The 23,884-nt window shown below is 68.9% G+C and carries 23 protein-coding genes and 1 pseudogene; 10 read left to right on the top strand and 14 right to left on the bottom strand.

Translation table 11 applies throughout. From position 1 onward, the window contains the following. Window positions 1-46: 46 nt before the first annotated feature. The 3 genes from secD to ACM6LU_RS25185 all read right to left on the bottom strand — a co-directional run bounded on the left by secD (window position 47) and on the right by ACM6LU_RS25185 (window position 4,104). Window positions 47-2,326: a protein translocase subunit SecD gene (gene secD / locus ACM6LU_RS25195; protein WP_414940230.1), complete on the bottom strand. Its 2,280-nt coding sequence runs from the start codon at window positions 2,324-2,326 to the stop codon at window positions 47-49. Between the two features lie 88 nt (window positions 2,327-2,414). Continuing rightward, window positions 2,415-2,807: a hypothetical protein gene (locus tag ACM6LU_RS25190; RefSeq protein ID WP_414940229.1), complete on the bottom strand. Its 393-nt coding sequence runs from the start codon at window positions 2,805-2,807 to the stop codon at window positions 2,415-2,417. Window positions 2,808-3,438: 631 nt separating this feature from the next. After that, a complete protein-coding gene (locus ACM6LU_RS25185) occupies window positions 3,439-4,104 on the bottom strand; it encodes a maleylpyruvate isomerase family mycothiol-dependent enzyme (RefSeq protein ID WP_414940228.1) in 666 nt (221 codons plus the stop codon). 362 nt (window positions 4,105-4,466) lie between these two features. On the opposite strand from ACM6LU_RS25185, the gene ACM6LU_RS25180 reads away from it, so the two are divergent. Next, window positions 4,467-5,393 (top strand): hypothetical protein, encoded by a 927-nt coding sequence (locus tag ACM6LU_RS25180; protein ID WP_414940227.1) that lies wholly within the window; start codon window positions 4,467-4,469, stop codon window positions 5,391-5,393. Between the two features lie 15 nt (window positions 5,394-5,408). Here ACM6LU_RS25180 and ACM6LU_RS25175 read toward each other — a convergent pair whose 3' ends face one another. From ACM6LU_RS25175 to ACM6LU_RS25155, 5 genes are all read right to left on the bottom strand, one after another. Beyond that, a complete protein-coding gene (locus ACM6LU_RS25175; RefSeq protein WP_414940226.1) occupies window positions 5,409-5,576 on the bottom strand; it encodes a hypothetical protein in 168 nt (55 codons plus the stop codon). Between the two features lie 7 nt (window positions 5,577-5,583). Continuing rightward, entirely contained in the window at window positions 5,584-5,703 is a 120-nt protein-coding gene (locus ACM6LU_RS25170; RefSeq protein ID WP_414940225.1) for an alpha/beta fold hydrolase, read from the bottom strand. 335 nt (window positions 5,704-6,038) lie between these two features. Further along, window positions 6,039-7,577 carry a S8 family serine peptidase gene (locus ACM6LU_RS25165; RefSeq protein ID WP_414940224.1) on the bottom strand — a complete coding sequence of 513 codons (1,539 nt, stop codon included), beginning with the start codon at window positions 7,575-7,577 and terminating at the stop codon, window positions 6,039-6,041. Between the two features lie 27 nt (window positions 7,578-7,604). Beyond that, complete coding sequence (locus tag ACM6LU_RS25160; RefSeq protein WP_414940223.1) at window positions 7,605-9,074, bottom strand: trypsin-like serine protease; 1,470 nt, start codon at window positions 9,072-9,074, stop codon at window positions 7,605-7,607. Window positions 9,075-9,245: 171 nt separating this feature from the next. Continuing rightward, the gene (locus ACM6LU_RS25155) at window positions 9,246-12,086 is read right to left on the bottom strand and encodes a helix-turn-helix transcriptional regulator (protein ID WP_414940222.1); all 2,841 of its coding nucleotides are present in this window, start codon (window positions 12,084-12,086) and stop codon (window positions 9,246-9,248) included. A 373-nt stretch (window positions 12,087-12,459) separates the two neighbouring features. Between ACM6LU_RS25155 and ACM6LU_RS25150 the strand changes: the two genes are divergently transcribed. Together ACM6LU_RS25150 and ACM6LU_RS25145 are read left to right on the top strand one after the other, a co-directional pair. Then, window positions 12,460-13,050 carry a papain-like cysteine protease family protein gene (locus ACM6LU_RS25150; protein ID WP_414940221.1) on the top strand — a complete coding sequence of 197 codons (591 nt, stop codon included), beginning with the start codon at window positions 12,460-12,462 and terminating at the stop codon, window positions 13,048-13,050. Between the two features lie 4 nt (window positions 13,051-13,054). Next, window positions 13,055-13,807, top strand: coding sequence for a hypothetical protein (locus tag ACM6LU_RS25145; protein ID WP_414940220.1), 753 nt, complete (start codon window positions 13,055-13,057; stop codon window positions 13,805-13,807). A 135-nt stretch (window positions 13,808-13,942) separates the two neighbouring features. Here the strand turns inward: ACM6LU_RS25145 and ACM6LU_RS25140 are convergent, their stop codons facing one another. From ACM6LU_RS25140 to ACM6LU_RS25130, 3 genes are read right to left on the bottom strand one after another with little or no spacing between them, the layout of a single operon-like run. Further along, entirely contained in the window at window positions 13,943-15,424 is a 1,482-nt protein-coding gene (locus tag ACM6LU_RS25140; RefSeq protein WP_414940219.1) for a flavin-containing monooxygenase, read from the bottom strand. Continuing rightward, complete coding sequence (locus ACM6LU_RS25135; RefSeq protein WP_414940218.1) at window positions 15,421-16,269, bottom strand: SDR family oxidoreductase; 849 nt, start codon at window positions 16,267-16,269, stop codon at window positions 15,421-15,423. Before ACM6LU_RS25135 ends, ACM6LU_RS25140 begins: the two co-directional genes overlap by 4 nt. After that, on the bottom strand, window positions 16,266-17,213 hold the full coding sequence (locus ACM6LU_RS25130; RefSeq protein ID WP_414940217.1) for a patatin-like phospholipase family protein: 948 nt from the start codon (window positions 17,211-17,213) through the stop codon (window positions 16,266-16,268). The genes ACM6LU_RS25135 and ACM6LU_RS25130 overlap by 4 nt, the downstream gene beginning before the upstream one ends. Window positions 17,214-17,261: 48 nt before the next feature. Between ACM6LU_RS25130 and ACM6LU_RS25125 the strand changes: the two genes are divergently transcribed. The 6 genes from ACM6LU_RS25125 to ACM6LU_RS25100 all read left to right on the top strand — a co-directional run bounded on the left by ACM6LU_RS25125 (window position 17,262) and on the right by ACM6LU_RS25100 (window position 21,303). Continuing rightward, window positions 17,262-17,894 (top strand): TetR/AcrR family transcriptional regulator, encoded by a 633-nt coding sequence (locus tag ACM6LU_RS25125; RefSeq protein WP_414940216.1) that lies wholly within the window; start codon window positions 17,262-17,264, stop codon window positions 17,892-17,894. Window positions 17,895-18,122: 228 nt separating this feature from the next. After that, entirely contained in the window at window positions 18,123-18,320 is a 198-nt protein-coding gene (locus tag ACM6LU_RS25120; protein ID WP_414940215.1) for a LysR family transcriptional regulator, read from the top strand. Next, entirely contained in the window at window positions 18,317-18,706 is a 390-nt protein-coding gene (locus tag ACM6LU_RS25115; protein WP_414940214.1) for a LysR substrate-binding domain-containing protein, read from the top strand. Before ACM6LU_RS25120 ends, ACM6LU_RS25115 begins: the two co-directional genes overlap by 4 nt. Further along, window positions 18,703-19,485, top strand: a complete 783-nt coding sequence (locus tag ACM6LU_RS25110) for an alpha/beta fold hydrolase (protein WP_414940213.1) — start codon at window positions 18,703-18,705, stop codon at window positions 19,483-19,485. Before ACM6LU_RS25115 ends, ACM6LU_RS25110 begins: the two co-directional genes overlap by 4 nt. 589 nt (window positions 19,486-20,074) lie before the next feature. Beyond that, window positions 20,075-20,254, top strand: coding sequence for a hypothetical protein (locus ACM6LU_RS25105; RefSeq protein WP_414940462.1), 180 nt, complete (start codon window positions 20,075-20,077; stop codon window positions 20,252-20,254). After that, a complete protein-coding gene (locus ACM6LU_RS25100) occupies window positions 20,242-21,303 on the top strand; it encodes a DUF222 domain-containing protein (protein WP_414940448.1) in 1,062 nt (353 codons plus the stop codon). Before ACM6LU_RS25105 ends, ACM6LU_RS25100 begins: the two co-directional genes overlap by 13 nt. Before the next feature lie 208 nt (window positions 21,304-21,511). Here the strand turns inward: ACM6LU_RS25100 and ACM6LU_RS25095 are convergent, their stop codons facing one another. Next, window positions 21,512-21,760, bottom strand: coding sequence for a hypothetical protein (locus tag ACM6LU_RS25095; protein WP_414940212.1), 249 nt, complete (start codon window positions 21,758-21,760; stop codon window positions 21,512-21,514). Window positions 21,761-21,860: 100 nt separating this feature from the next. Continuing rightward, window positions 21,861-22,979: an FAD-dependent oxidoreductase gene (locus ACM6LU_RS25090; RefSeq protein WP_414940211.1), complete on the bottom strand. Its 1,119-nt coding sequence runs from the start codon at window positions 22,977-22,979 to the stop codon at window positions 21,861-21,863. Between the two features lie 81 nt (window positions 22,980-23,060). Here ACM6LU_RS25090 and ACM6LU_RS25085 point away from each other — a divergent pair, with 81 nt between their 5' ends. Continuing rightward, window positions 23,061-23,624, top strand: coding sequence for a TetR/AcrR family transcriptional regulator (locus ACM6LU_RS25085; RefSeq protein WP_414940210.1), 564 nt, complete (start codon window positions 23,061-23,063; stop codon window positions 23,622-23,624). A 35-nt stretch (window positions 23,625-23,659) separates the two neighbouring features. Here ACM6LU_RS25085 and ACM6LU_RS25080 read toward each other — a convergent pair. After that, window positions 23,660-23,884, bottom strand: a pseudogene (locus ACM6LU_RS25080) (IS3 family transposase); the annotation flags it as partial.

Raw genomic sequence — 23,884 nt, 5'->3', positions numbered from 1 at the left:
AGCATAGAGGCCGGGCGGAGCGCGGCGGTCCACAAAGGAACGCCGATCACACCACCGCGCCGTTGTCGTCGCGCTCCCGTGTCCGTGACGCCTTCCTGACGGGACGTCCGGCGCCCGGCCACCGCCGGTCGAGCAGGATGGCGACGGGACCCGCGGTGGCCACAGTGGACACAGTGCCCGCGACGAGACCGAGCAGGAGCGCGAGGGCGAAGTCGGCCAGCGAACCGTCCCCGAGGAACAGCAGCGCGCCGAGCACGAACAGCACCCCGATGCCGGTGTTGATCGTCCGGGGCAGCGTCTGCAGTACCGCCGTGCCGACCACGCGGGCGATCGGCTCCTCACGGCGCAGCCCGCGCACCTCCCGGACCCGGTCGAAGACCACCACCGAATCGTTGACCGAATAACCGATCACCGTCAGCAGCGCGGCGAGGAAGACGCCGTCCATGGACTTGCCCAGCCAGGCGAAGATCCCGAGGATGATCAGGACGTCCTGGGCGAGCGCGGCCACCGTGGCGACGCCGAGCCGCCAGTCGAACCGCACCGCGAGATAGCTCAGCTGCGCCAGTACCGCGAGGCCGAGCGCGATGACCGCCTTGGTGCGCAGTTCGGCGCCGAGGCTCGGGCCGATCTGCTCGTCGCGGATCTCGGTGGCGTCACCAGCGACCCCGGCGACCGCGGTCCGGATCCGCTCGGTGGCGGCCTCGTCGATGGGCTCGGTGCGCACCGAGATGTCCTTCTCACCGGACAGTTGCACGACGGCGCGCGGGAACCCGGCGTCGGACACCGCGCCCCGGACCTGCTCGACGGCGGCGGGCGCCGACGTGCTGTATTCGATCACCCGGCCGCCCGTGAACTCGACGCCGAGGTTCGGCCCCGCCACGAACAATCCCGCGATCGCGGCGATGACGACCGCGCCCGCCACCATCAGCCAGCGCCGGGGCTTGCCGAGGAACCCGGGGTCGCGGCGGTTCACCCACTGACGGACCCGGCCCTCGTGCGTGAGCCCGGAAAGCCGCGGTTTGCGCGCGACCACACCCCGCATCGTGAGGTGCAACAGCCAGCGGGTGAGCACGAGCGAGATGAACAGGGCCACGATCACGCCGATGGACAGCGTCACCCCGAACCCGCGAACCGGGCCGGAAGCCAGCCAGAACAGCAGCCCCGCGGCGAGCAGGGTGGTCACGTTCGAATCGACGATCGCCGACAGCGCCCCGCTGAACCCGCGGCTGATCGACCGCGACAGCGAGCCTCCCCGGTTGACCGAGTTTTCCTCTCTCGCCCGTTCGAAGACGAGCACGGTGGCGTCGACGGCCATACCGATGGCCAGTACGAACCCGGCGAGACCCGGCAAGGTCAGTGTCGCGCCGACGGCGAGCAGGGCGGCGTAGGACACGGCCGCGTACGCGACCAGCGCGCCAACGGCGATCAATCCGGCCAGCCGGTACACCGCCAACAGGAACAGCGCGGTCAGCGCCAGGCCGATCACGGCGGCGCGGGCGCTGGCGTCGATCGCGGCGGCACCGAGGGTGGGGCCGACGGTGCGTTGCTCGATGATCTCGACCGGCGTCGGCAGCGCGCCGGCGTTGATCAGCAACGCCAGATCCTTCGCCTCGTCCGGGGAGAACCGCCCGGTGATCTGCGTGCTCCCGCCGACGATCCCGACTCCACAGGCGACCTGCGGGCTCACCTGTGGCGACGAGATCACCTTGTCGTCGAGCGCGATCGCCACCCGGCGGGTCGGATCACCGGGCGGGGAACAGGCGGCCTGCCCGGTCAGCCGCTCCCAGGCGCGAACTGAATCCCCTTTGAAGTCAACGGAAACAAGCCAGCCGCCACCCTGTGAATCAATCGTCGAGAGTGCCTTGTCGACGCCTTCCCCGGTCAACGCCGCGGGCCCGAGGGTGATCGGCTGCCCGCTCTCGTCGGGCAGCACGCGGCTTCCCTGCGCCGCACCAGTGGAAGCTCCGAGCACCGGATGGAACGACAGTTGCGCGGTGCGGCCGATCACCTCGACGGCCTCACGCGGATCCCGCACGCCGGGCAGTTCGACGATGATCCGGTTGTCCCCGGACCGGGCCAGCATGGGCTCGGCGACGCCCAGCGCGTCGACCCGGCGGCGCAGCACCTCGAGTGTCCGGTCAGTGGTCTCCGGCCCGGCGGTGGCGGTGGGCGAGTCCTTGGTCTCCAGCACGATCTGCGTGCCACCACGCAGGTCGAGCCCCAGACGCGGGGCGGTGGTCAGCAACAGGTACACGGTCGCGGCGAGGACGACCAGCGAGACGACGGCTCGCCCGGTCATACCTCGCCGCGCGGTTTCGCGCGGCACGACGGTTTCTCCTCGATGAATTCCTCCGCGCACGGAAGACGGCGCGCGGATTCCCGGTACGGGCACGCGGAAGACGTGCCCGTGAGCTTCAGATGGCTACCGGGAAAGGAGGAGCGCGATCTCCCAGCGCGAGGCGGTGCGCCGCACGGGAGAGAGCAGTGACGTCGGCGGGGAGTTCGCCGAGCCGGAACAGCGTGGTCGACGCGGGCCCATGCGGAACCGTGCCGAAGAGAGGCAGGTCACCGTGACCGTGCACACCCAGGAGCGAAGGCTCGGCGGCGAGCCTGCCCACGGCGCGCACCGGCGCCACGGCCTTGGAGACCGAGGAGTCGACCATCACGTTCGCCCCGCGCGAGTCGTCCGCCGAAGCGGAATCACCCGAATGGAGAGCGAAGAGAAGGCCGAGCGCGGTCAGCACGGCGGCGAGCAGCACCAGCACGGCCTGCCTGGCAGGCCGGTAGGTCCGGCTCTCCACCGTCATCGACACACTCCCGAGGTTCTCGCCGACACCTTACTTGGCTCCGGCGTCCAGCCACAGTCGCGCGAAGGCGGTCCTCCCCCAGTTCCGGTAGCAGCGCGGCAACGTGTTCGGCCGCCAGCGGGGGAGGTGGCTACATGACCGCACTCATCACCCGGGACGAACTGAAAGCCGCGATCGACGCTACTGCTCGAACCCCGCCTGCCCCAACAGCGAACACGTCGCCGACCGGCTCACCGCCCTCGGCTACCCCGACGTTCGCAAGTACCGGGAAGGCGAGGACTGGGCCGACGCGGGTCTCCCGCTGGAGCAGAACCAAGCCTCACTTCGGCCCCCCAGGCTCACTCGGCGAACTTACGCGGCTATTCGTCGCTGAGTGAGGCTGACGATAAGGAAGCGGGACGTTGAGTGTCCCCATTCCTACATCGTCGCGGAGTCACACCGGTTGCGAAGCTTGATCAACAGGAGTTGAAGGGCGTGCCTTTCACAAGAACCCCGGCACAAGCCGAGCGGGCACTGGCGATGCCAAGTCCCGATTATCAACAGCAGCGCTGACCACCAGCTCTGCGACTTTGCCGAGACCCTGACCTTGCAGGGAGGCAAGGAGGCCTTCGCCACCCGCCGACAAGCCTGATCACGGCGAAGGAACGCGCCGCCGCAGGATCGCGACCCCGTCGCCGCGGAGTTCGTCCAGATGGGCCGTTCGCCCGGTCATGGCCATGATCAGCGCCAGGGTCGTGCCCGAGACGAGCGGCCCGGACCCGACGGCGAAGGGGCCGTCGGTCGCTTCGAGCCGGAGTCCGCCGATGCGTCCCTTCGCCATCACCACCAGATCGGCGCCCTGGTAGTAGCCGGCCAGGGAGGTGAGGACAGCGATCGGCTGGTCACGGCGGAGACCGAGCGGACGGCGGATGTCCTCGCCGTGCACGATCACCTCACCGAGCATCGCGATGGCGGGGAGCGGCGGTTTCGTGGTGCTCGTGACGATCCGGCGGAATCGCTCCAGCGTCGCGGCGCCGTCCGTCCCCAGATGCTCGGCCAGTCGCATCGCGACCTGCTTGTCGAAATCGAACCGGCAGCGGAGCACCCCCGCCAGCCAGCGCGCGGGCGTGAGACTCGCCGCCGCGGTGAGATGCGCCAGCACCTCGCGCACGGTCAACCCGGTGCACAGTGACGGCGTCTCCCACCGCGGTTCGGTGAGCCCGATCAGGTCGTTCGCCAGCGCCGCCCGCTCGGTGTGGATCAGCGGCCAGACCCCGGTCGCGGCGCGGCCGCGCGCTTCCGGTCCCGTGTTCGTCATCTCGGACTCCCTCCAGTCGTTCCTGGGAGGAGACTCCCGTCGCGGTCCGGAATCATCGGTCGCCGATACTCTCGGAACGCGGATCCGTCACCCCGCGGAAGAGGAGAGCCGACGATCCGGCGCTTCCGCACGGTGACGGCCTAGGTAACGGTGGCCTTCTCCCCTGGCGGGCCCGGGTCTCGGTCACCGTGTACTGGGCCCACCACGGCCCTGACCACCGCGGCGGTGACGTCGGCCGCGCCACCGTAGATGTACGGCACCGGGAGGCCGGACGTCGCCGGCGCGGGGAACCAGTCGTAGGTGTCGGCCGTGATCCGCTGCGGCAGTGGCGCTTTACCACGAAAACTGCCATTGTCGAACAGGTGATCGATCTGTCTTACCGTGGCTCCGGCCCTTACTGCTACTCCCATTCCCTCGCGATGATGCTCGGCTCCGAGGCGCCGGGAATCGAAGTGCTCGAAACCGTGACCGGCAGCCCCTTCGGCATGCAAGTGGTCGGCGGGTCGCTGCCGTTCTTCGACGCCTTCGGCTGGGATCCCGACATCGGCATCGGTGACGCGCTCGACGTCCTCGGCTGGAGCGCGGACACCTTCGGCGACGAAGACCCCGACGCCGCGTTCGCCCGGCTCGTCGAAGGCCTTTCCGGCGGCCCGGTCATGGTCGGCCCCCTCGAAATGGGGCACCTGCGCTACCAGCCCGGGATGACCGGCCCGATCGGAGCCGACCACTTCCTCGTCGTACTCGCCGCGGACAGCGAGTCCGTCACCGTCCACGACCCGCAGGGCTACCCGTACGCGCGGCTGCCGCGCGCGGAGTTCGCCGCCGCCTGGCGTGCCGAGACCGTGGCCTACGGCAAGCCGCACACGATGCGAACGAACTTCGTCCGGCACACCGTCGTCAGCGAAGAGGCCGCCATCGTCGCGACACTCCCCCGGGCGATCGGCAGGCTCGGCGGCGAGAACGAAGCGCGACTTCCGCCCGGCAGCCTCGGCAACGGCGACGCGGCCTTGGCGCTGGCCGCCCGGATCGATGCCGGCTGCGACCCGGATCTGCGTGGACTCCTCGTGCACTTCGGGGTCCGCGTCGGTGCTCGGCGGCTGGCCGACGCGGCGACCTGCCTGCGCCGGGTCGGCCACGATGGCGCGGCCGCCATCCTCACCACGCAAGCGAGGCTGGTCGGTTCGTTGCAGTACGACCTGGTCACCGAAGATGACGCGCGCGCCGCGGACACGCTCCGGACGCTCGCGCCGAGCTACGAGGAACTGCGGCGAGCGCTCACACCATCCTGACGATCTCGCAAACGATCACCTTGGGGCCGCTCTTCGGGACATTGACCGGACCGCGCTGCGGACCTGTTCCCGCTGGGTCCTCATCGTGCCGGTGGTGAACGCCTCCCGTTCGAGGTCGCGGCGGACGTCGTCCGGGATACCGCGCAGCAAGCCGTGGAAGAGAACCTCGAGCAGGCCGAGCATGACGCGTTCACCGGTCCGGACGGCGCGCGGCGGCCAGCCGCACGATCGGCCCACCGGCGCTATGCCCGGCGAGGACATACAGTCCAGGACCGAAGTGGTCGAGGACGTCGTCGAGGTCATCGGCCACCCGCCGGGGTCGGAGGCGCTGCGGCCGAACCCGGAACGGTCGTAGCCGATCTCCCGCTGGACCGCCACCCACGTCAACCGTGTGGGCTGGCCGGTGTCCTTTCGGGACATCTGATGTCGCGAAAGTGGCTTTCGCGACACCGGGGGGGCGGCCGCGCTTGACGTTTGAGCCACGCTTCGGTCGGGTTGGTCGTGAGTGGCAAGTCGGGCTAGGGCCAAGAGTGTCTTAAGTACCTACGGTGGATGAGTCGGGATCGCGGTCCCCCAACCCCTTCCCTGCGCCTGGCGCAGGGAAGGGGTTGGGAGACCGCGCGGCAGGACCGCATGGGTCGAGTCTCAGAAAGTGACGCTGAATCCGTCGATGCTGCCCGTGTCGAACTTGTAGACGTCCTGCGCGCTCAGCTTCCACGTGCCGTTGGCGGCTTCACCGGACGCGTCGACCGTGAACGTCTGGTGCACACCGTCGGCCGAGCCGACACCGCCCGAGTCCTTGAGCCGGTAGGCCTTGCCGCTCGGCCCGACCAGGTCGAGGACGAGGTCGGCGCTGTAGGTGTGCGAGACGTCCACCTTGACCGGCAACGACGCGGAAGCCTTGCCGTCACAGCCTTCCTGGGTCACCGAACTGGTCACCGCGGCTCCGGCGTCCGGAATGGACACCGGCGTGGTGTTCGACTTGACGCCGCACTTCGGGCCGGGGCCGCCGGTGCCGATGAACGAGACGTCGAGCAGCTTGTTCGGCGAGCCGCTGCCCGCGTTCTTGATGACGCCCGTGGTCGCGTTGGTCACCAGCGCGTCCCGGACCTGCTGTGGTGTGGCGCCCGGGTTGGCCGACAGGTAGAGCGCGGCCGCGCCGACGACGTGCGGGGTCGCCATCGAGGTCCCGCTCATTCCCGCCGAACCGCCGTTGCCAGGGCTCAGCGACGTGATGTTCGTGCCGGGCGCGAAGATGTCGGTGCAGCTCCCGTAGTTGGAGAACGACGACCGGCTGTCGCCGGAGTCCGAGGCGTTCACGGTGATCGCCTCCGGCACCCTGGCCGGGCTGGTGTTGCAGGCGTCGGTGGACGCGTTGCCCGCCGCCACACCGTAGACGACACCCGAGGCGATCGACCGTTTCACCGCGTCGTCACCGACCCCGGGGGCGTCCATGCCCAGGCTCATGTTCGCCACCGCGGGCTTCTTCGCGTTGGCCGTCACCCAGTCGACGGCGTCGATGATGCCCGAGTCCGGCCCGGAATTGTCGCAGCCGAGGACCTTCAGCCCGACGATCTTGACCTTCTTCGCGACGCCGTAGGTCTTGCTGCCGAGCGTGCCCGCGGTGTGGCTGCCGTGACCGTGGCAGTCCTTGCCGTCGCCGCCGAAGAAGTCCTTGCCGAGGCTGGCGCGGCCTTCGTACTCCGGATTCGACGGGTTGATGCCGCTGTCGAGGTCGTAGGCGGTGACGCCCGCGCCTTCGTTGGGGTAGGTGTAGGCCTTGTCGAGCGGCAGGTTCTTCTGGTCGACCCGGTCCAGACCCCACGTCGGGTTCGGCTGGGTACCCGTGCCGCGTGCGGTGCCGTCCTCGTAGACCGCCTTGACCGACGGGTCCGCGGCCAGCTTCCGTGCTTCGGCCGGGGTCATGCTCTTGGCCGAGAAGCCACGGATGGTCGTGGTCCAGACCGAACGGACCTCACCGCCGTATCGGTGGGCCAGCCCGGCCGAGGCCGACTGCCCGGCCGCGGCGACGTCCTGGAGGACGACGATGTACTGATCGCCGTAGTGTTGCTTGGCCGGGATCACGACGCCTTCCGCCTCGGCGGCGACGGCCGTTCCGGCGCCGAGCGCGAGCAGCGGGCTCAACAGGCCCAGTGTCAGCAGGGTTTTCGTCTTGTTACGCATGGATGGTCACCTCTGTTTCGGCGAAGATCACTGGACGGTGAGGGTGTACGTGGCGGTCGCGGTCTTGCCGCCGGCGTCCTTGCCGGTCACCGTGACCGGATAGGTGCCCGGCTGGAACGGCGCGAAGACCTGCATGGTCGAACTGCCGCCGCTGGACACGCTCCGCGGCGAGAAGAACGGGGTGATCGGCAGCCCGGAACCACTGGCGGACAACGTGATCGAGCCACTGCCGCCGGTCGCGGTGACGGTGGCGCTCACCAGCGAACCCGCGCGGCCGGTTCCGGAGGACGGGTTCACGGTCACCTTCAGGTCACCGGTGGGAGGTTCGCCCGCCCCGACGGTGAGAGTGAGTCCCGCCGTGGCCGTCTCGGTCGTTCCCTTCCCGGAAATCGTGACCTGGTAAACCTTTTCCGGCGTCCCGGCGGCGGTCTCGATGGTCAGTTTCGCCGCCTCACCCGCCTTGATCGTGGCGGGCTGGAACGTGGCCTTGGCACCCTCGGGCAGTCCCGACGCCGACAGCGTGACGTTCTCGGCACCGTTCTTGCCCGGCTTGCTCGTGACACTCGCCGACACGTACTTCCCCGGCAGGACCTTCACCGACGAGGGCGAAGCGGCCAGGGAGAAGGCGTCACCCGGCTGTTCACCGCCGATCTGCTCGGCGACCCAGTCCCCCATCTCGTTGTTGAGCCTGCTGTAGACGCTGTACCAGCGGAAGTCGCTGCGACTCCAGGAGGTGATCCCGACGACCTTCCCGTCGACGACGAACGGTCCGCCGCTGTCACCGGGCAGGACGGTCTTGCGGCCGTCGGAGTAGCCGGCGCAGATCATCGTCTCCGGGTCGACGCCGTTCTCCACACCGGTGCACTGACTGGCGTTGACGATCGGCAGCGTCAGCTTGTGGAGCGTGACATCCTGGGTGGAGTCGTTCATGTCCTTCTTGCCGTATCCCAGGCTGAACCCGTCCTTGCCGGGCGTCTCCAGGCCGGTGTCGGCGGAGGTGGCGACCTTCGCGTAACCCCCGGCCGGGACCGGGATGTCACCATCGGTGGTGATCACCGCGACGTCGTAACCGTTCCAGGGCTGGGTGAACCGGGGGTGGAGCTGGTAGTCGACGGCCTTCAGCTGGGTGCCGCCGGTACTCTTGAGGTCATCCAGTCCATAAAGGACACTCTTCTCGCCTGCCAGCTCCTTGCAGTGGGCCGCGATCATCACCTTCCGCGGCGCGACGACGGAACCGGTGCAGCTCTGCCCTTTCGGCCGCGAACCGCCTTCCCGGAGCGCGGCGATGACGTACGGGTAGTCCTTGACCGACGCGGGCGAGCCGCCGATGCTCTGGCCATGGACACCACCCGTCGGCGAGGGCGCGGCGTCCGTCGGGGCGACGGCACGCTGGAGGTCGACCGATGGGGTGTCCGATGCCGCACCGGCGATGCCCGCCGCCGGTGCCAGCGCGGCCATGGTCAGGGCGACCACGCCGAAGATCCGTTTTCTGCTCACGGTGATTCCTTTCCGGGAAAACGCGACTGCTCGACAACTGTCGATCGGCGGCGGAAACGGAACAATAGTGGAACGCGGCGGTCGTTCCACTATTTAAAGAAACCGGCTCTCACCAGCGGTTTCTCGCAATGTACCCAGCGAATCACCGAATACGGACCCCTAAGGAATGGCTCAGGCCGTTTGGGGATCCTCGCCGGTCGCGTCGCGGAGCAGGTCCTCGGTCAGGACTGTGCGCGAAGGCAGCCCCAATTTGCGCAGCGCCCGTCCGACGTGGATTTCGACCGTCCTCGGCGACAGGAACAGCCGCTCGCCGATCTCCCGGTTGGTGAGGTTCTGAGCCGCGAGCCCGGCGACCTCGAGCTCCCTCGGCGACAACCCTTCGCCGTACCCTTTGCGGCCACGACGGGGCATCTGCGGATCGCATCGGCGCAACGACCGGCGGCAGCGGAGCGCGTCCACGGCGGCGCCGAGGTTCGCGTACACCGTCTCGGCGGTGGTGAAAGAGGCGACGGCACGTTCCCGTTCCCCGGCTTCGGCGAAACACCCGGCCGCGAGTTCGTCGGCGTAGGCGGCGAAATACGGGAACGGCAGTGCGTGGTAGGCCTTCGAGGCACCGAGCAACAGGTCACCGGCGGCGAGCGTCTCGCCGCGTGCCTGGGTGAGTATTCCCCGGCACAGCAGCGCCGCCGCGTTGGCGACCGGCGCGTCCTTGCCGTCGATGCCCTGCCGGTACTCCCCGAGGAGTTCCCTCGCCTCGACGACCTGCCCCAGCCCGAGCATGGTGCGCACGGCGAACGGCATCAGTTCGGCCGCCCAGACCCAGTTGTTCTTGCGGCGCACGGTCTCCAGGCCGTACTCGGCGAGGCGGTGAGCGGCCTGCAGATCCTTGCCCGCCTGATGGACCGCGACGCGGCCCGCGTACGCCGACGCCTGGATCGGGACGCTGCCCGCGGAGAGCGCGAACGCCGCGTCGAAACTGCGCAGGGCCGCCGTCGGCCGGTGCTGCCCGTACTCGTACCAGCCGAGGACGACCAGTGGTTCGGCGGCCAGTGAACCGTCCTTGTCGACCCGCGTCAGCATCGCCCGCGCCTTCTCGGCGACGATCGACCACTCCCCCATCGCGAGGTCGAGGCGCAGTTCCGTACCGTCGGCCAGCGCGTCGAGGTAGGGCTGGTGGTCGTCGCGGATCAGTCGCCGCGCGGTCGCGAGGTAGGCACGGGCGACCGGGTAGTGCCCGTTCCACGCCACCGCGTCGGCCAGGTTGATGTAGGTCCGCGCCACCTGGCGGCAGACTTCGGCCGATTCGGGGGCCCGCGGCAGGTCGGCGATCGCGTGCCAGGCGTCCGGATCGGCGACCTGCATCCGCGCCGAAAGCCGGTTGGCGGCGATCGCGGCGAGCAGCCCGGCGTCGTGTTCCCCCTTGCTCACCTGCTCGGCTTCGTCGAGCCAGCGGAAGTTCTCCTCGACCGGGACCGTCCCGATATGCGGCATCGCCAGCGTGACCAGTCCCCTGGCGAGCAGCGCCTGCCGCCTGCCGAGGTCCGCCGCACCCAGTTCGATCTCGAGCCTGCCCGCTTCGACCTTGCCCACCTGGTTGATCAGCACCTGGCCGAGGTGAACCCGGATCTCGCCCCGTGCGGCCTTGCTCAGCGGCCATTCACGCAGGATCTCCCGCAGTAGCCGGACCGTGCCGGCGTGGGCGATGCTGCGCGGCAGTTCCCGGCCGAGCCGGACGGCGAACGACTCGCGCGCGGTCCGCGGCAGGTCCGGGTCGCGCAAAGCCGCTTCGAGCAGACGGCTCGCTTCCTCGGTCCGGCCGTCTTCGATGGCGTCGTCGACCGCGACGCCGGTCCACTGTGTCCACGCGACGAGATCGCCCGCCAGCCGCGCGTGCCGGGCGATGAGCGACGCGAAGGGCTCGGCACCCGAGGCGAGCCGGGCGGCGGCGCGGCCGTGCAACGCGCACCGCTGAGGACCGGGAAGCAGCGCGTAGACCGCTTCGGCGATCAGCGGGCTCCCCGATTCGTAGCGGCCGCGGCCGAGGTCCCGCAACAATCCCGCTTCCACCGCTTCGGTGACCGCGCCGGAGATCTTCCCGGGCGACGGTGCCGCCACCGCGTCCAGTTCCGATTCCCCGGCGGGCGATCCCAGCACAGCGGCCGCGCGTACGACGTCCCGCCCGGCCGGGCCGATCGCCGTCATCAGGCCGGCGACCCGGCTCCGCACGATCGGCGGCACGGTCGCCGATGCCAGTCTGTCCACCGAAAGCGCCTCGGCCGTGTCCCCGACGCTCTGGACCAAGGCCGTCAGGTCGACGGCGATCCCGGACGTCCTGCGGTGCGCCGCTTCGGCGAAATCCGGTGCACAGCGGCCGAACGACGCGTCCAGCAACGTCCGAACCTGGGCGGTGGTGAACGCCGGAAGCGAAAGATGCGCGGCGATCTCGCGCATCGGCGGGAATCGCCGCGGTCCGCACGCCACCGAACTGACCACCACGCTCAGCGGTGCCACCAGGGACGCCGCGAGCCCGCGCAGGAACTCCCACGTGTCGTCGTCCGCGGAGTGGACGTCGTCAAGCACCAGTACCGCCGGACCGCAGCCGGTCAGGACTTCGCGCAGGGCACGGAGTTCCTGCTGCCGGACGGTCTCGGCGTCCGCGTTCTCCGGGAAGGGCGGCAGCCACGGCGACCATTCGGGGATCAGCCGTCGCAGCACACCGGTCACCGGGGAGAAGCCGGCCGCGTGGGCGGCGGCCACGTCGCTCTTGCCGAGCAGCGCGTCGACCAAGGGCGCCAACCGGCACGGCCGCGCGAAGGACCCGCAGCGGGCAGACCAGAGCACGCGTGACGCGATCGCCGGATGGGCGGCCAGTTCCTCGAGCAGGCGACTCCGGCCCACACCCGGTTCGCCCTCCACCACGGCGACCGACGGCGGGCTCGAGGTGATGCGCACCAGTTCGGCCAGTTCGGTGTCGCGGGCCACGAACACCGGTGCCGCACCGATCGTCGGCATGCTCGGGACCATACCGAGAGGACACCCGCCGAAAGGCGGGAACACGAACAGTGACCGCGAGCCGCACGCTTTCCGCTGGTCCACATCACCGGAGTCACGGCGTTAACTCGATCGGGCGACGCCGACTTGTCTGGCGCGGACCCCCGCATCGGCAATACGGACCCTTAGGTATTGCCGCGAACCTTGCCACGGGTCCCCCCGAAGGGTGAATCTCAGTCTGTTCGCAGTGCCCCTGTGTTAGCTCACCACAGCGCAAGTCCCCTGCTCGCGCCGGTCGTCCACCCACTCGGGTAGCCGAAGTTCCCTTTTGTCCCTCTGGGTAGCCGCCCGCGCGTGCTTCGCGTTCGACCATCCAGTTAGGAGTGTTCCGACGGTGAAGACCTCATTCAGGCGCGGGCTGGCCACGGCCTGCGCCGGTGTCGCCGCGATGGTCGCCCTGCAGGCGCCCGCCACCGCGGCGCCCGCGATCACGGCGGCCACCACTATCCCGATCAAGATGCAGGCGCAGGAGAAGAGCAACTGGTGCTGGGACGCCAGCGGCAACACCATCGCCGCCTGGTGGGGGTACTCGATCTCCCAGACGAAGTTCTGCCAGGTCGCGCACAACGAGTCCGGTTCGGACTGTGCGAACAACCAGGGCTACCTGAGTGATCAGCAGCGCGTGTTCCGGTGGCTCGGGTTCAGCAATGCCGGCAGCTACAACTCGTCCGGCCAGACACTGAACTTCGCCACCATCAAGAGCCAGGTCGACGCGCGGCAGCCGATCGGCACCCGGATCGGCTGGCGCAACGGCGGCGGCCACATGCACGTGCTCTACGGCTACGGCAACACCAACGGCGCGACGACGGTCTACTACGGCGACCCGTGGGGTTCGAGCCCCCGCTACAACCAGATGAGCTACAACGCCTACCGGTCCAACAACTCCTTCACCTGGACCCACACCGTCTACGGGATCAAGGACTGAAACCATGAAGCGAACCTTCCTCAGCGCCACGATCCTCGCCATCGGACTGTCACTGGCGCTCGGTGGCCACGCCTCCGCCGCCGACGCCCCGGCCGGCGCGCCCACCGCCGCCGACCTCGCTGCGGTGTCCACAGTGGTCACCAGTGACGCGACCAACCAGCGGCTAGCCAAAGCGAAGTTCCCCGGTGCCGCCAAGGCCGACACGGCCATCGCGGCCAGGACCGCCAGGGCCGATCCGCACACCCCGGTGGCGGTCTACCAACCGACCGCGGCCTTCATCGCCGGCACCTCGGCCGTGCCGGCGGAACTGGCCTACGTCGCCACTCCCGCCACCCTGGGCAACGGTGACGCGGCGACCGTGTGGTCGCAGCGCGAAGGCTCGGGCTGGTCGGTCTACAACGTCGCCTCGGGTGACGTCGAAAAGCGCCTCGCGGCGCGGACCGGCAAGGGTTACCTCCTGAGCGAACCGCAGGCCGGTGCCTGGTACGCCGTCGACGGGGACACCGTGACCGTCCTCGATGGATCGTCGGTGGCGAAGACCGGCGAGAAGATGTCACTCGCCGTCTACCGTGAGGCCCTGCAGAGCCGCTACGGCGACAAGCTGCCCGGCTCGACCTACGACCGCACCGGCGCCGCCGGCGGTTACGGAGCCTCTCCGGTGGGCGACACCTCGGTGCCGTGGTGGCCGTACGCCCTCGGCGCGGTATTCCTCGCCGCGGCGGGCGCGGCCGTCACGCTGCGGCTTCGCAGGCATTAAGCGTCAAGGGGGCCGGGATCGCGCGGGATCCCGGCCCCCTGCCGCCGGGGGCTGAAGGACGCTTTCACCGCATGCCACGCAGGGAAAGCGCCCTTCGCCTCGTGCCATGCGGGGAAAGTCCCCTTCAGCCAGTTTTTAGGCGAAGGTGTAGTCCTCGATGGGGAAGCTCCGCGCCTCCTTGATGGCGTTCAAGGTGGAGGACGGACGGAGCAGGGTCGCCTCCCCGTGCGGGTTGAAGTAGTAGCTGTTCGCCGGAGCGCAGTTCCCGAGAGTGAAGATCGAGTCGCCAAGGCGTTCGGTCATCCGGTCCAGGAACGCATCGTTGGCCTCCTGCGTGACCTCGAACTCGGTCGCATCGCGCCGCCGCATCGCGCCGAAAAGGCGGTCCATATGCCGCATCTGCGTCTCGATGGTGGTGAAATAGGACAGTCCCGAGTAGGAATACGGGCTGTTGAGCGAGATGAAGTTGGGGAACTTCGGGATAGCGACGCCCTCATAGGCCTGGAACCGGTTCTCCCGCCACCACTTCCCGAGATCGCGCCCGCCGCGGCCGATGATCTCGACCGCCGGGAAGTTCGCCTCCCACAGGTCGAACCCGGTCGCCAGCACCAGGACGTCGATGTCCCGCCGAGCACCGTCGGCGGTCTCGATCCCGGTCTCGTCGATCTTCGCGATGGACGTCGTCTCCAGGTGCACGTGGTCCTTGGTGAAGGCCGGGAAGTACTCGTTGGAGAACGTCGGGCGCTTGCAGCCGAACGAATACCGCGGCGTCAGTTCCGCGCGCAGCCCCGGATCCCGCACCTGGCGGCGGAGATGCGCCTGGCACCACATCTTTCCGAGCCGGTTCGCCAGCGGTAGTTGCTTGTAGTGCAGGACACCGGAGACCATCATCAGTTCCAGCAGCGCGGTCCCGGTCAGCCGGGCGACCCGCTGGGTGAACGGCACCGCGGCGAACGCGCGCCGGACCGCCTTGGGCACCGGGAAGTCCAGTTTGGGGCTCACCCAGATCGGCGTCCGCTGGTACACGCTGAGTTCCCGCGCGACCTTCGCGATCTCGGGGATCAGCTGGACCGCGGTCGCGCCGGTGCCGATCACCGCCACGCGTTCGCCCGCGAGGTCGTAGCCGTCGTCCCAGGCGGTGGTGTGGATGACCTTTCCGCCAAAGGTGTCGATTCCGGCGATGTCGGGCTTCTTGGGCTGGGAAAGGAACCCTGTAGCGGTCAGCAGGTATTTCGCGGTGACAGGCTCGCCGGCTGCGCGAGAAACCGTCCAGTGCGCGTTCGCCTCGTCCCAGACGGCGCCGGTGACCACCGTGCCGAAGCGCATGTAGCGCCGCAGCCGGTACTTGTCCGCGACGTGCTCGGCATACCGCTTGAGTTCCGCGCCCGGCGCGAAGAGGCGCGACCAGTGGGGGTTCGGCTCGAACGAGTACGAGTAGGTGGCCGACGGGATGTCGACGGCCAGCCCCGGATAGCGGTTCACATGCCAGGTGCCGCCGAGATCGGACTCGCGTTCGAGGATGAGCAGGTTGTCGTAGCCGAGCCGGTTGAGCTGGATCGCCGCGCCCATGCCGCCGAAACCGGCCCCGACGACGACGGCGTCGTACTGCGCGTTCATGCGTTTTCCTCCCGGTGGGTGTCCTGCTGGAGACGGGCGCGGTAGCCGTCCCGCTCCGGTGAGTCGGGGCGTAGTGCCCGGTCGTCCCGGATCAGGCGGCGGAAGGCGTTGAGCGCCGGTTCTGGTGTGACGGCCGCGAGGGTGGCGAGCGTGCCGACATAGCCTGGCACGGCGATCTCCGCGGCGCGGGTGCGGACGGATGCCACGACGGCGTCGGCGATCCGGCCCGGTTTCACCTTCGGGATCGGCCGCATGTCGAGCCCGGACGCGAGCGCGGTGTCGACCGCGGACGGCAGCACGGCGGAGACGCTCACGCCGTGCGGCGCGTACTCCAGCCTGGTCGCCGCGGTCAGCCCGACGACGGCGAACTTGCTGGCGTTGTAGATCGCCAGCCCCTTGACGGGGAACTTCCCGGCCAGCGACGCGACGTTGACGATGTGCCCCCGGCCGCGCTCCAGCATGCCGGGCAGCGCCAGCCGCATGCCGTGGACGACGCCGAAGACGTTGACGTCCATGGTCGCCCGGTTCAGGGCGTCGGAGAGGTCGAGGAAACCGCCGTTGGGCATGATCCCGGCGTTGTTGACGAGCACCGCGAGCGGCCCGTTCGCCTGTTCGGCGTCGCCGAGGAACGCGGCGAAGGAGACCGGGTCGGCGACGTCGAGGTGATGGGCGGTCCCGCCGATGTCGGCGGCGGCGCGTTTCGCGGCTTCGAGATCGAGGTCGCCGATGGACACGCGGGCGCCTAGAGCGGCCATCCGTTCCGCGGTCGCGCGGCCGATGCCCTGTCCCGCGCCGGTGATCGCCACATGCGCCCCGTCGAGTTCCAGGTCCGGGTACTTGCTCACGCGCGCACTCCCTCTCGTTCGAAAGCACCGGCGACCAGGTCGGGCACCGTCCGCGACGCCGTGGCGAGCACGTGCTCCCGCCGCCGTCCGTCCATGAAGTTGGCGCCCATGGCGGCGAGATCGGCCGTCCCAGGTTCGATCCGGACCACCCGCACACCCGCCGCGCGCAAACGCCGCGCCTCGGCGTCCACTCGCCGGGTCATCGCCGTCCGCAGCAGACGTTCCAGCCGGGCCGGACCGCGCGCCGGAGCCCCGCCCTCGCTGCTCATCGGCGCGATCAGCACGACCTCGCCGACGTCGCGGGTGAGCAGGAGATCGGCCGAAGTCGGCGAAACCGTCCCGCCGTCGAGCAGCGGACGTCCGTCCACAAGGGACGGAGGGAACCAGCCGGGGATCGCCCACGACGCGGCGATCGCCTCGCCGAGCCGGGCGGGCGGCGCGTCCGGTGAGCCGAGCGCGACCCGCCCACCCGCCGGATCCGTGGCCATCAGCCAGGTCGCGGGATGCGGAACCCAGCCACCGGGCGCCAGCGCGTCCCCGAGCTCGCGGAGCCAGCCGGCGTCTCCCCTGCCACGGGGAAGAAGACCCGCGAGACCGGCCGTCGCGTCGATGTCCCGGCGCAACGCGGCCCGGACGAGCTTGGCGGCTGGCCACCGCGGATACGGCACCGGCGGAAAACGGTTCGGCATCCGCCGGACGTGCGCGGCGACGAGGGGATCACCGTCGGACGCGCCTGTCAGCGCGCCGAGGATCGCCTTCGCCGGGATACCCGCCCCGAGCATGGCCACCGCCTCGGCGCCGGCCGAGGTTCCGACCAGGACGTCCGCCTCGCGCGGGTCCCAGCCCGCCCGGGTGTGCAGCGCGTCGAGGACCGCCGCTGTCCAGGCGAAGCCCAGCGTGCCGCCGCAACCGAGCACCAGCGCCCTCCCGGAATGACGTGTCATTTCCGGAACGGTATGTCATTCGAACGCCCGGGGCAATAAGCTGGCGGAATGACGACGGAGACCCCGGTCAGCAGGGCCGCACGGAAGAAGCAGGAACTACGGCGCGAGATCGTGGAGACCGCGTTCGACTGCTTCGCCGAACGCGGCTACCACGCGACGGGGATCGCCGACATCGCCGCACGGCTGGGCATCGGGCACGGCACCTTTTACCGGTACTTCCAGAACAAGCGGGACATCGTCGACCACGTCATCACGGACCTGGTCGGGAAGGTGGTCGCCGCACTGGCGGCGGACAACGCCCCGGACGCGGTCAGCAGCCTGGCCGAATACCGCAAGCAGAGCGCGAGGATCGGCGACGCGCTCGCCCAGATCTTCGGCAGTGACCCGAGAATGGCCCGGTTCCTCCTCCTCGAGGCCGCCGGCATCGACGCCGAGATGCGCGAGCGGGTGCTGGACTTCTACGAAACCGCCGCGGAACTGACCGCGGGCTACCTCCACCACGGCGTCCATCTCGGCTACCTGCACGAGGATTTGGACGTCGACGCCACCGCGCGGGCGATCAACGGGATGATCCTCGCGTCGGTGCTCTCCGGACTGCGCGACCCGTCACCACAGGGACAGGCGGCGATGAGCAGGGCGGTCCGTCGCGTCATGTACGACGGCATCGCGGCGCCTCGCTGACCGGCCGGGTTAGGACGCCCCAGCAGGCGAGGCCCGGCGTTGCCGATGCCGGGTCCATGGAACCCGTTCCCGGCTTCGGTCGTCCAGCGGCGAAAACGAAAGTCAGCGCTTCGATTCACGATCGCGGCCTCTTCTCCGGCCACGACCATCATGAGCGCTGATAACTGGGTAAGTGGAATACCGAAATCGTGATCGCCGCATACCGGAGCGCGATGGCAGGAAACGACGATGGACTTCAAGCAGCTCAAGGCGTTGGTGACGGTCGCCGAGGCCGGCAGCGTGACCCGCGCGGCCGAGCTGGTGCACCTGGTCCAGCCCGCGGCCGGGATCGTCACGGTCGGCCTGCTGGAGAGCATCACCGAACGGCTCGCCGCGTCACTCGGGTCAACTTCAGCGGTGGAATCGACGAAGGCGACGTCGACTTGAACCTGCTGTACAACCTGACCAGTATGCCCTCACTCAACGTCCGCCCGCTGGTCCGCGAACGACTCCGGGCCGTCGCTCCCCCATCAGACGGTGCCGCCCGAGAGACACGCGCTGCCCGCGAAGCCGGAGCCCATGTGGAGGGCACCGTGCAGACCAACTCCATGGCGCTGCGGAAACGGCTCGTACTGGGCGGGCACGGCTGGACGATCCTGCCGGGCATCGGCATCGCGGCGGACGCCGACGGCGTCTTGAGCGCGACTCCGTTGGGTGAACCGGAGATCTGGCGCACCGTCGACGCCGTCGGGCGGGCACTGGGCCAGCAGACGGTGAACGAGGGCGAGTGGCCCTCGGCCCGGCTCCGGGAAGACCGAACAGGAGAAGGATGACCACGCTCCCCCGAACCGGCCACGCCGTCGCCGCCGACGGCACCCGGCTGGCCTACCAGTGGCACGGCACGGGCAGGCCGCTCGTGTTGCTGGCCGGGCAGGCGAACGACCACACGTGGTGGAACCGCACGCGCGGGGACTTCCCGAGCACGATCACCATGGACTACCGCGGCACCGGCGCCAGCGACGCACCCGATACCGCTTATTCCACACCAGGTTTCGCGGACGACGTGATCGCGGTCCTCGACGGACTCGACGTCGCCGAGGCCGACGTCTACGGCACGTCCATGGGCGGCCGCGTCGCGCAATGGGTCGCCGCGCGCTATCCGGGCCGGGTGCGGCGGCTCGTCCTCGGCTGCACCTCACCCGGTGGCACGCACGGCGTCGAGCGGTCGAACGACGTGCGGCTCGCCCTCGCCCGGCGGTCCTCGGTCGAGGCACGGGAAACGTTGGAGAACCTGATGTACACGCCCGAGTGGCGGGCCGCGAACCCCGGCCCGTACCGGGTGCTGGGTGCCCACGGGATGCTTCCGCACGCGGTCCGCGGGCATCTCGTCGCGAGCAACAATCATGACGCCTGGGACGTGCTTCCGGAGATCACCGCCCCCACCCTGGTGCTCCACGGCGATGACGACTTGCTCGCACCGCCGTCGAACGCGCCCCTATTGACCGAACGGATTCCCGACGCGCGAATGCACCTCTTCGCGCGGGCACGGCACGCCTACTTCGACGAGTGCCGCCCGGAATCGAGCGAGCTGGTGAGCGACTTCCTGGGGTAGCTCATGCCGGCCGGGTAGGTGCCCATCGCGGATTCCTATCTCTCAACTGGTTCGTCTACGCCTGGTTTAGCAACTATTTCGCGGCCAGCTTCTTCCCTGAGGGGAAGCTGACGGCCCAGCTTGTTTCCCCGGCCGTTGCTCGCGGTCGGCTTCATGCGCCCGCTCGGTGGCTGGCTACTGGGCACGCGAGTGTTCTTCTGGTGGGCGACCGAGTGTACGCGTGGACGTTCTTGGCCACGGTGGTGGTTCAGGAGCCTTCGCGGGGTTCCTCGCTTCAGGGTTCGGGCTTGACTGCTCGGGATTTCGTTGCCAGGTATGGTTTTACCGTTATTCGGCAACGTGGGCAGCTGCGGAACCACTGTTACTCGAGGGCCACGGTGGCGATTCACGAACCTTCGCACGGCTCCTCACCTGAGGCTTCGGGCTTGACCGTCCGGAACTCCATCACCAGATAAGGCCTTGCCGATATCCGGCAACACCGGTCGGCCGCGGAACCACCGAACGGCAAGCTCGGCCGCGACCGAGCAAGATTTCCTTTGCCAGCAAACAGGTTTCAGTTTCTGTCGGTGGTCGACGGTACCTTCAGCGCATGAAAACTTCCCAAGCGGTCATCGCCGCTTTGAAGGACCTGTCCGATCCAACTCACCTGGAGGAGATCAATGCCCTGCTGAATTCCCTGGACGACAAGGAGGCCGTCTTCGTCGCGGAAAAGCCACTGCCGCGCTCGCCCGCTGGGAAGCCGTTCGGTACCGCGCCCTGTCGCGGCTGAGCGATCTTCGGGGTGGCGTGCGGAGCGTCGTGCAAAGGGTGGCAATGACACTGTCTCTTGTGGAAGATTTCGCCGGTTCACTTGTCTCGACAGGAGTCGCGTTGACTTCCCGGCTACCGCGAACCTTGTCCTTGCTGGACCGGGGCTTGGTGGACGGCTACTCCGCTCAGAAGGTCGCCGAGGCGACGGCGTGGCTGTCGAACGAAGACTCACTGGTGGCCGATGCGGTGTTGGAGTCGCGGTTGCCGAAGAAGAACAGTACTCAGGTCCGCAAGGCGGCGAGTTACGCCGGCAAGGCCGATCCGGCCGGTGCCGGGAAACGGTCGGACGAAAGCCGCAACAGGCGCCGTTTGTCGGTAACACAAGGCGATGCCGGGGTCGCCTCGATCGAGGTGGTGGACGGACCGGCGGAGAAGGTCAACGCGGCATACCAGCGAATCCACCGGGAGGCCAAGGCGTTGAAGAAGCACGGCGATACGCGGACGATGGACCAACTCCGGGCCGACATCGCCCTCGACCTGCTGCTCAGCGGCAAAGGTGGCGCCGTCGAGCGAGCAGAAGTCTTCCTCTACATAAACATGTTCACGTATCTGGGGCTGAACGACGACCCGGTGACGATGGCCGGACACGGCCACATCCCCGCTTCACTGGGCTGCCACATCGCCACGGGCCCGAACACGGTGTTGCGGCGGATCATCACCGATCCACTGAGCGGGCAAGTCCAGGATCTCGGCAGGACCCGGTATCGGCCGGACGCGGCGATGGCCGAGTTCGTCCGTGTGCGGGATCGTGAGTGCCGAAGACCCGGCTGCGACCGTGCCGCACAGGCGTGCGAACTCGATCATTCGATCCCCTGGCAGTTCCAGGGCGAAACCAGCGTGGCCGACCTGGTCACCTACTGCACCCGGGACCACCGGCTCAAGGACGAGCCCGGCTGGGTCTATCACCTCACCCCCGACGGGACCTTGATAATTACGACACCGACCGGACAGACCCACATCAGCGAGCCACCGCCGTTGCACGAGCCGCGGCCGGAACGGTCGGCCTGAGGTTCTTGCCGAGAAGCGGCAACGACCTCATTCGTGCGGCGCGTGCCCTGGAGTTCCGCAGATCACCCCGGGCCGGTCATTGTCGAGAAACGGCGATGACCGCCTTCCCAACACACGCGCGCGGCCCGGCCGAACTGTTGCCAGAAAACGGCACCCCCCACGGCCGAGAGGCACCAGCAACCTGACCTCACTTCCACCATGAAACTCCCTAACGTCGCGTCAGTACCGAACGCGACGAAACGGACCGCCACGAAGGCCAGCGCGTCAGTGGTCGATCCATCGTGGGCGGGGCCGGGTCGATCGGGCTGGGCACGCCGCTCGCAACCTGCAGTACCGGCGGCAGCTCCGCAGTGACGAAATCCACCGGCGTGAGCACCACGATCGCGCCGCAGACCACCAAGGACTCGACCGCTTTCTGCGCCGAGGCGAACACCTGCACGCTGACCGCCAGCACCACCCAGAGCCCGTACTACGTCAACGCCGACAAGGTCCAAGGGTCGGGACGACAACATCTTTCAGGAGGCCACAATCCTCAAGATCTCCGAAGACGGCGACGGCTACCTGGGCGTAGCCGTCTTCTCCTCCGACTCCGGCAAGAACGGCAAGTAGCCTTCATCAGCAGGAGCGTCGAGCAGGCCCTCAGCGCCGTTCTCCAGCAACCGGGCCATCTCCGCCGATCGGGGAAGCATCGTCTTCTCGTAGGCGGCGACGGCCTCGCCGACCGTGGCGGAGCCGGCCAACGCGAGGGCGAGCTCGGCCGCGTCGAGCATGGCCAGATTGACGCCGACGCCGAGCGGCGGCATCAGGTGGGCGGCATCGCCGAGCAGGGTCACCGTCGGCGTGTGCTTCCACGTGTGCGGGACGGGCAGCGCGAACAGCGGGCGATCGACGTACGGGCCATCGTTGTCGGTGATCATCCGCACCAACCGCGGCGACCAGGCCGAGAACGCGTCGAGCAGCCGGGCTCGGATCTCCGCGGTGTCACTGGAACCGATCCAGTCCGCGGGCGGCCGCTGGACGAGGTAGACCCGGATGTGGTCGCCGCCGTTGCGCTGGGCGAACAGGCAGCGCTCGCCGTCCGCCGCCATGGCACCGCCCTGTCCCACGAGGTCGGCGAGGTCGGGATGCGCGTTGTCGACGTCCTCGAACCACGCCTCCAGGAAGGTGATCCCTGAGTACTGTGGCACGGCCGCGGACACCGCCGGGCGCACCCGTGACCACGCGCCGTCGGCGCCGATGACCAGGTCCGTCTCGACGGTCGTCCCGTCGGCGAAGTGCAGCTCCCCGGAACCACTTGCCCGGGCGAGGGTTCGGCCCCACTGCACGGTGCCGGGCTCAAGTGAGTCGAGCAGCAGGCGACGCAGCAGGCCGCGGTCGATCTCCGGCTTGAACAGCTCGCCTTCGGCCGGGATGTGGTGTTCCAGGATCCGCCCGGCCGTGTCCAGCTTGCGCATCTCCTGTCCCTCCGGCCGCGCCAGCGCGAAGAACTCGTCGAGAAGACCGGCTTCACACAGGGCGAGCTGCCCGTCGCCGGTGTGCAGGTCGAGGGTTCCGCCCTGGTCGCGCGCCCGGGGATGCGGGTCGCGTTCGTAGACCGTCACGGGGATGCCGTGCTTCTGAAGGATGCGGGCGCAGGTGAGGCCACCAGGGCCCGCTCCGATGATGCCGATTCTCATGGACCCAGAAAAGCAGAACGAGTTAAAAAGTGCAACGAGTCAACTTAGTGACTGGGACAACTCATGGGGTAGAGTGCGCCCATGGAGACACCGGGACGGCGTGAACGCAAGAAGGCGGCGACCCGCCAAGCGCTCGCGGACGCCGCGCTGAAACTGTTCCTGGATCGGGGCTACGACCAGGTGAGCATCCGAGACATCGCCGAGGCGGCGGACGTCTCGACCACGACGCTGTTCAAGCACTTCACCGGTAAGGAAGCACTGGTCTTCGACGAGTCTCAGAACCGGGAGGAGCGCTTGGTCGCCGCGGTGCGGCAACGCCCGGAAGGACAGAGCGTCGTCGAGGCACTTCGTGAGTACGTGCTCGCCACCTGGCTCCCGCTCACAGAGCATCCCCAGTACCCCGAATTCACCGCGCTGGTGAACAGCACCCCCGCACTGCAGGAGTACGGCGAACGCATGTGGACCCGGCACGCCGCGACCCTCGGCGTCGCCATCGCCGACGAAACCGGTGTCGGCCACGACGATGCCGCCTGCCGCGCGCTCGCGCGCTTCGTGCTGGACATCCCGGCGCTCACGCGTGGAACGCCGGATCCCCGGAAAGGTGTCGAGGAGATCTTCGACCTCCTCACCCACGGCTGGCGCTAGTCCTCTTCGGGGCGTGAGCCGCGCAACGGTAGTTGTCAAGTCAAGTGAGACAGGTTGTGTTGGCGCGCCGGTTTGAGCTGGTCAGAGGGCTGGTTGATCCAGGCTGCTTCGGGCATTTTGGGTGGTCGCGGGCGGCGCGCGAAGCGCTCAGGATGCTCCGCGTAGGCCTGGTTGAGCGTGATCTGCCGCTGGGCCCGGATCTGCTCGGCGGTGCCGAAGTGCACCGACGCGGGGGTGTGCATCCCGATCCCCGAATGCCG

This window comes from Amycolatopsis sp. cmx-11-51, from assembly GCF_047608665.1.
In the GTDB taxonomy this organism is placed as follows: Bacteria; Actinomycetota; Actinomycetes; order Mycobacteriales; family Pseudonocardiaceae; genus Amycolatopsis.
This window is presented reverse-complemented; position numbering and strand designations above follow the sequence as displayed.

What these genes read in the sequence shown, in the direction of transcription:
- ACM6LU_RS25190 (WP_414940229.1), bottom strand. Translation starts at nt 2,807, where the DNA reads ATGACGGTGGAGAGCCGGACCTACCGGCCTGCCAGGCAGGCCGTGCTG.
- ACM6LU_RS25185 (WP_414940228.1), bottom strand. Translation starts at nt 4,104, where the DNA reads ATGACGAACACGGGACCGGAAGCGCGCGGCCGCGCCGCGACCGGGGTC.
- ACM6LU_RS25175 (WP_414940226.1), bottom strand. Translation starts at nt 5,576, where the DNA reads ATGCTCGGCCTGCTCGAGGTTCTCTTCCACGGCTTGCTGCGCGGTATC.
- ACM6LU_RS25165 (WP_414940224.1), bottom strand. Translation starts at nt 7,577, where the DNA reads ATGCGTAACAAGACGAAAACCCTGCTGACACTGGGCCTGTTGAGCCCG.
- ACM6LU_RS25155 (WP_414940222.1), bottom strand. Translation starts at nt 12,086, where the DNA reads ATGCCGACGATCGGTGCGGCACCGGTGTTCGTGGCCCGCGACACCGAA.
- ACM6LU_RS25145 (WP_414940220.1), top strand. Translation starts at nt 13,055, where the DNA reads ATGAAGCGAACCTTCCTCAGCGCCACGATCCTCGCCATCGGACTGTCA.
- ACM6LU_RS25140 (WP_414940219.1), bottom strand. Translation starts at nt 15,424, where the DNA reads ATGAACGCGCAGTACGACGCCGTCGTCGTCGGGGCCGGTTTCGGCGGC.
- ACM6LU_RS25130 (WP_414940217.1), bottom strand. Translation starts at nt 17,213, where the DNA reads ATGACACGTCATTCCGGGAGGGCGCTGGTGCTCGGTTGCGGCGGCACG.
- ACM6LU_RS25125 (WP_414940216.1), top strand. Translation starts at nt 17,262, where the DNA reads ATGACGACGGAGACCCCGGTCAGCAGGGCCGCACGGAAGAAGCAGGAA.
- ACM6LU_RS25120 (WP_414940215.1), top strand. Translation starts at nt 18,123, where the DNA reads ATGGACTTCAAGCAGCTCAAGGCGTTGGTGACGGTCGCCGAGGCCGGC.
- ACM6LU_RS25110 (WP_414940213.1), top strand. Translation starts at nt 18,703, where the DNA reads ATGACCACGCTCCCCCGAACCGGCCACGCCGTCGCCGCCGACGGCACC.
- ACM6LU_RS25105 (WP_414940462.1), top strand. Translation starts at nt 20,075, where the DNA reads ATGAAAACTTCCCAAGCGGTCATCGCCGCTTTGAAGGACCTGTCCGAT.
- ACM6LU_RS25090 (WP_414940211.1), bottom strand. Translation starts at nt 22,979, where the DNA reads ATGAGAATCGGCATCATCGGAGCGGGCCCTGGTGGCCTCACCTGCGCC.
- ACM6LU_RS25085 (WP_414940210.1), top strand. Translation starts at nt 23,061, where the DNA reads ATGGAGACACCGGGACGGCGTGAACGCAAGAAGGCGGCGACCCGCCAA.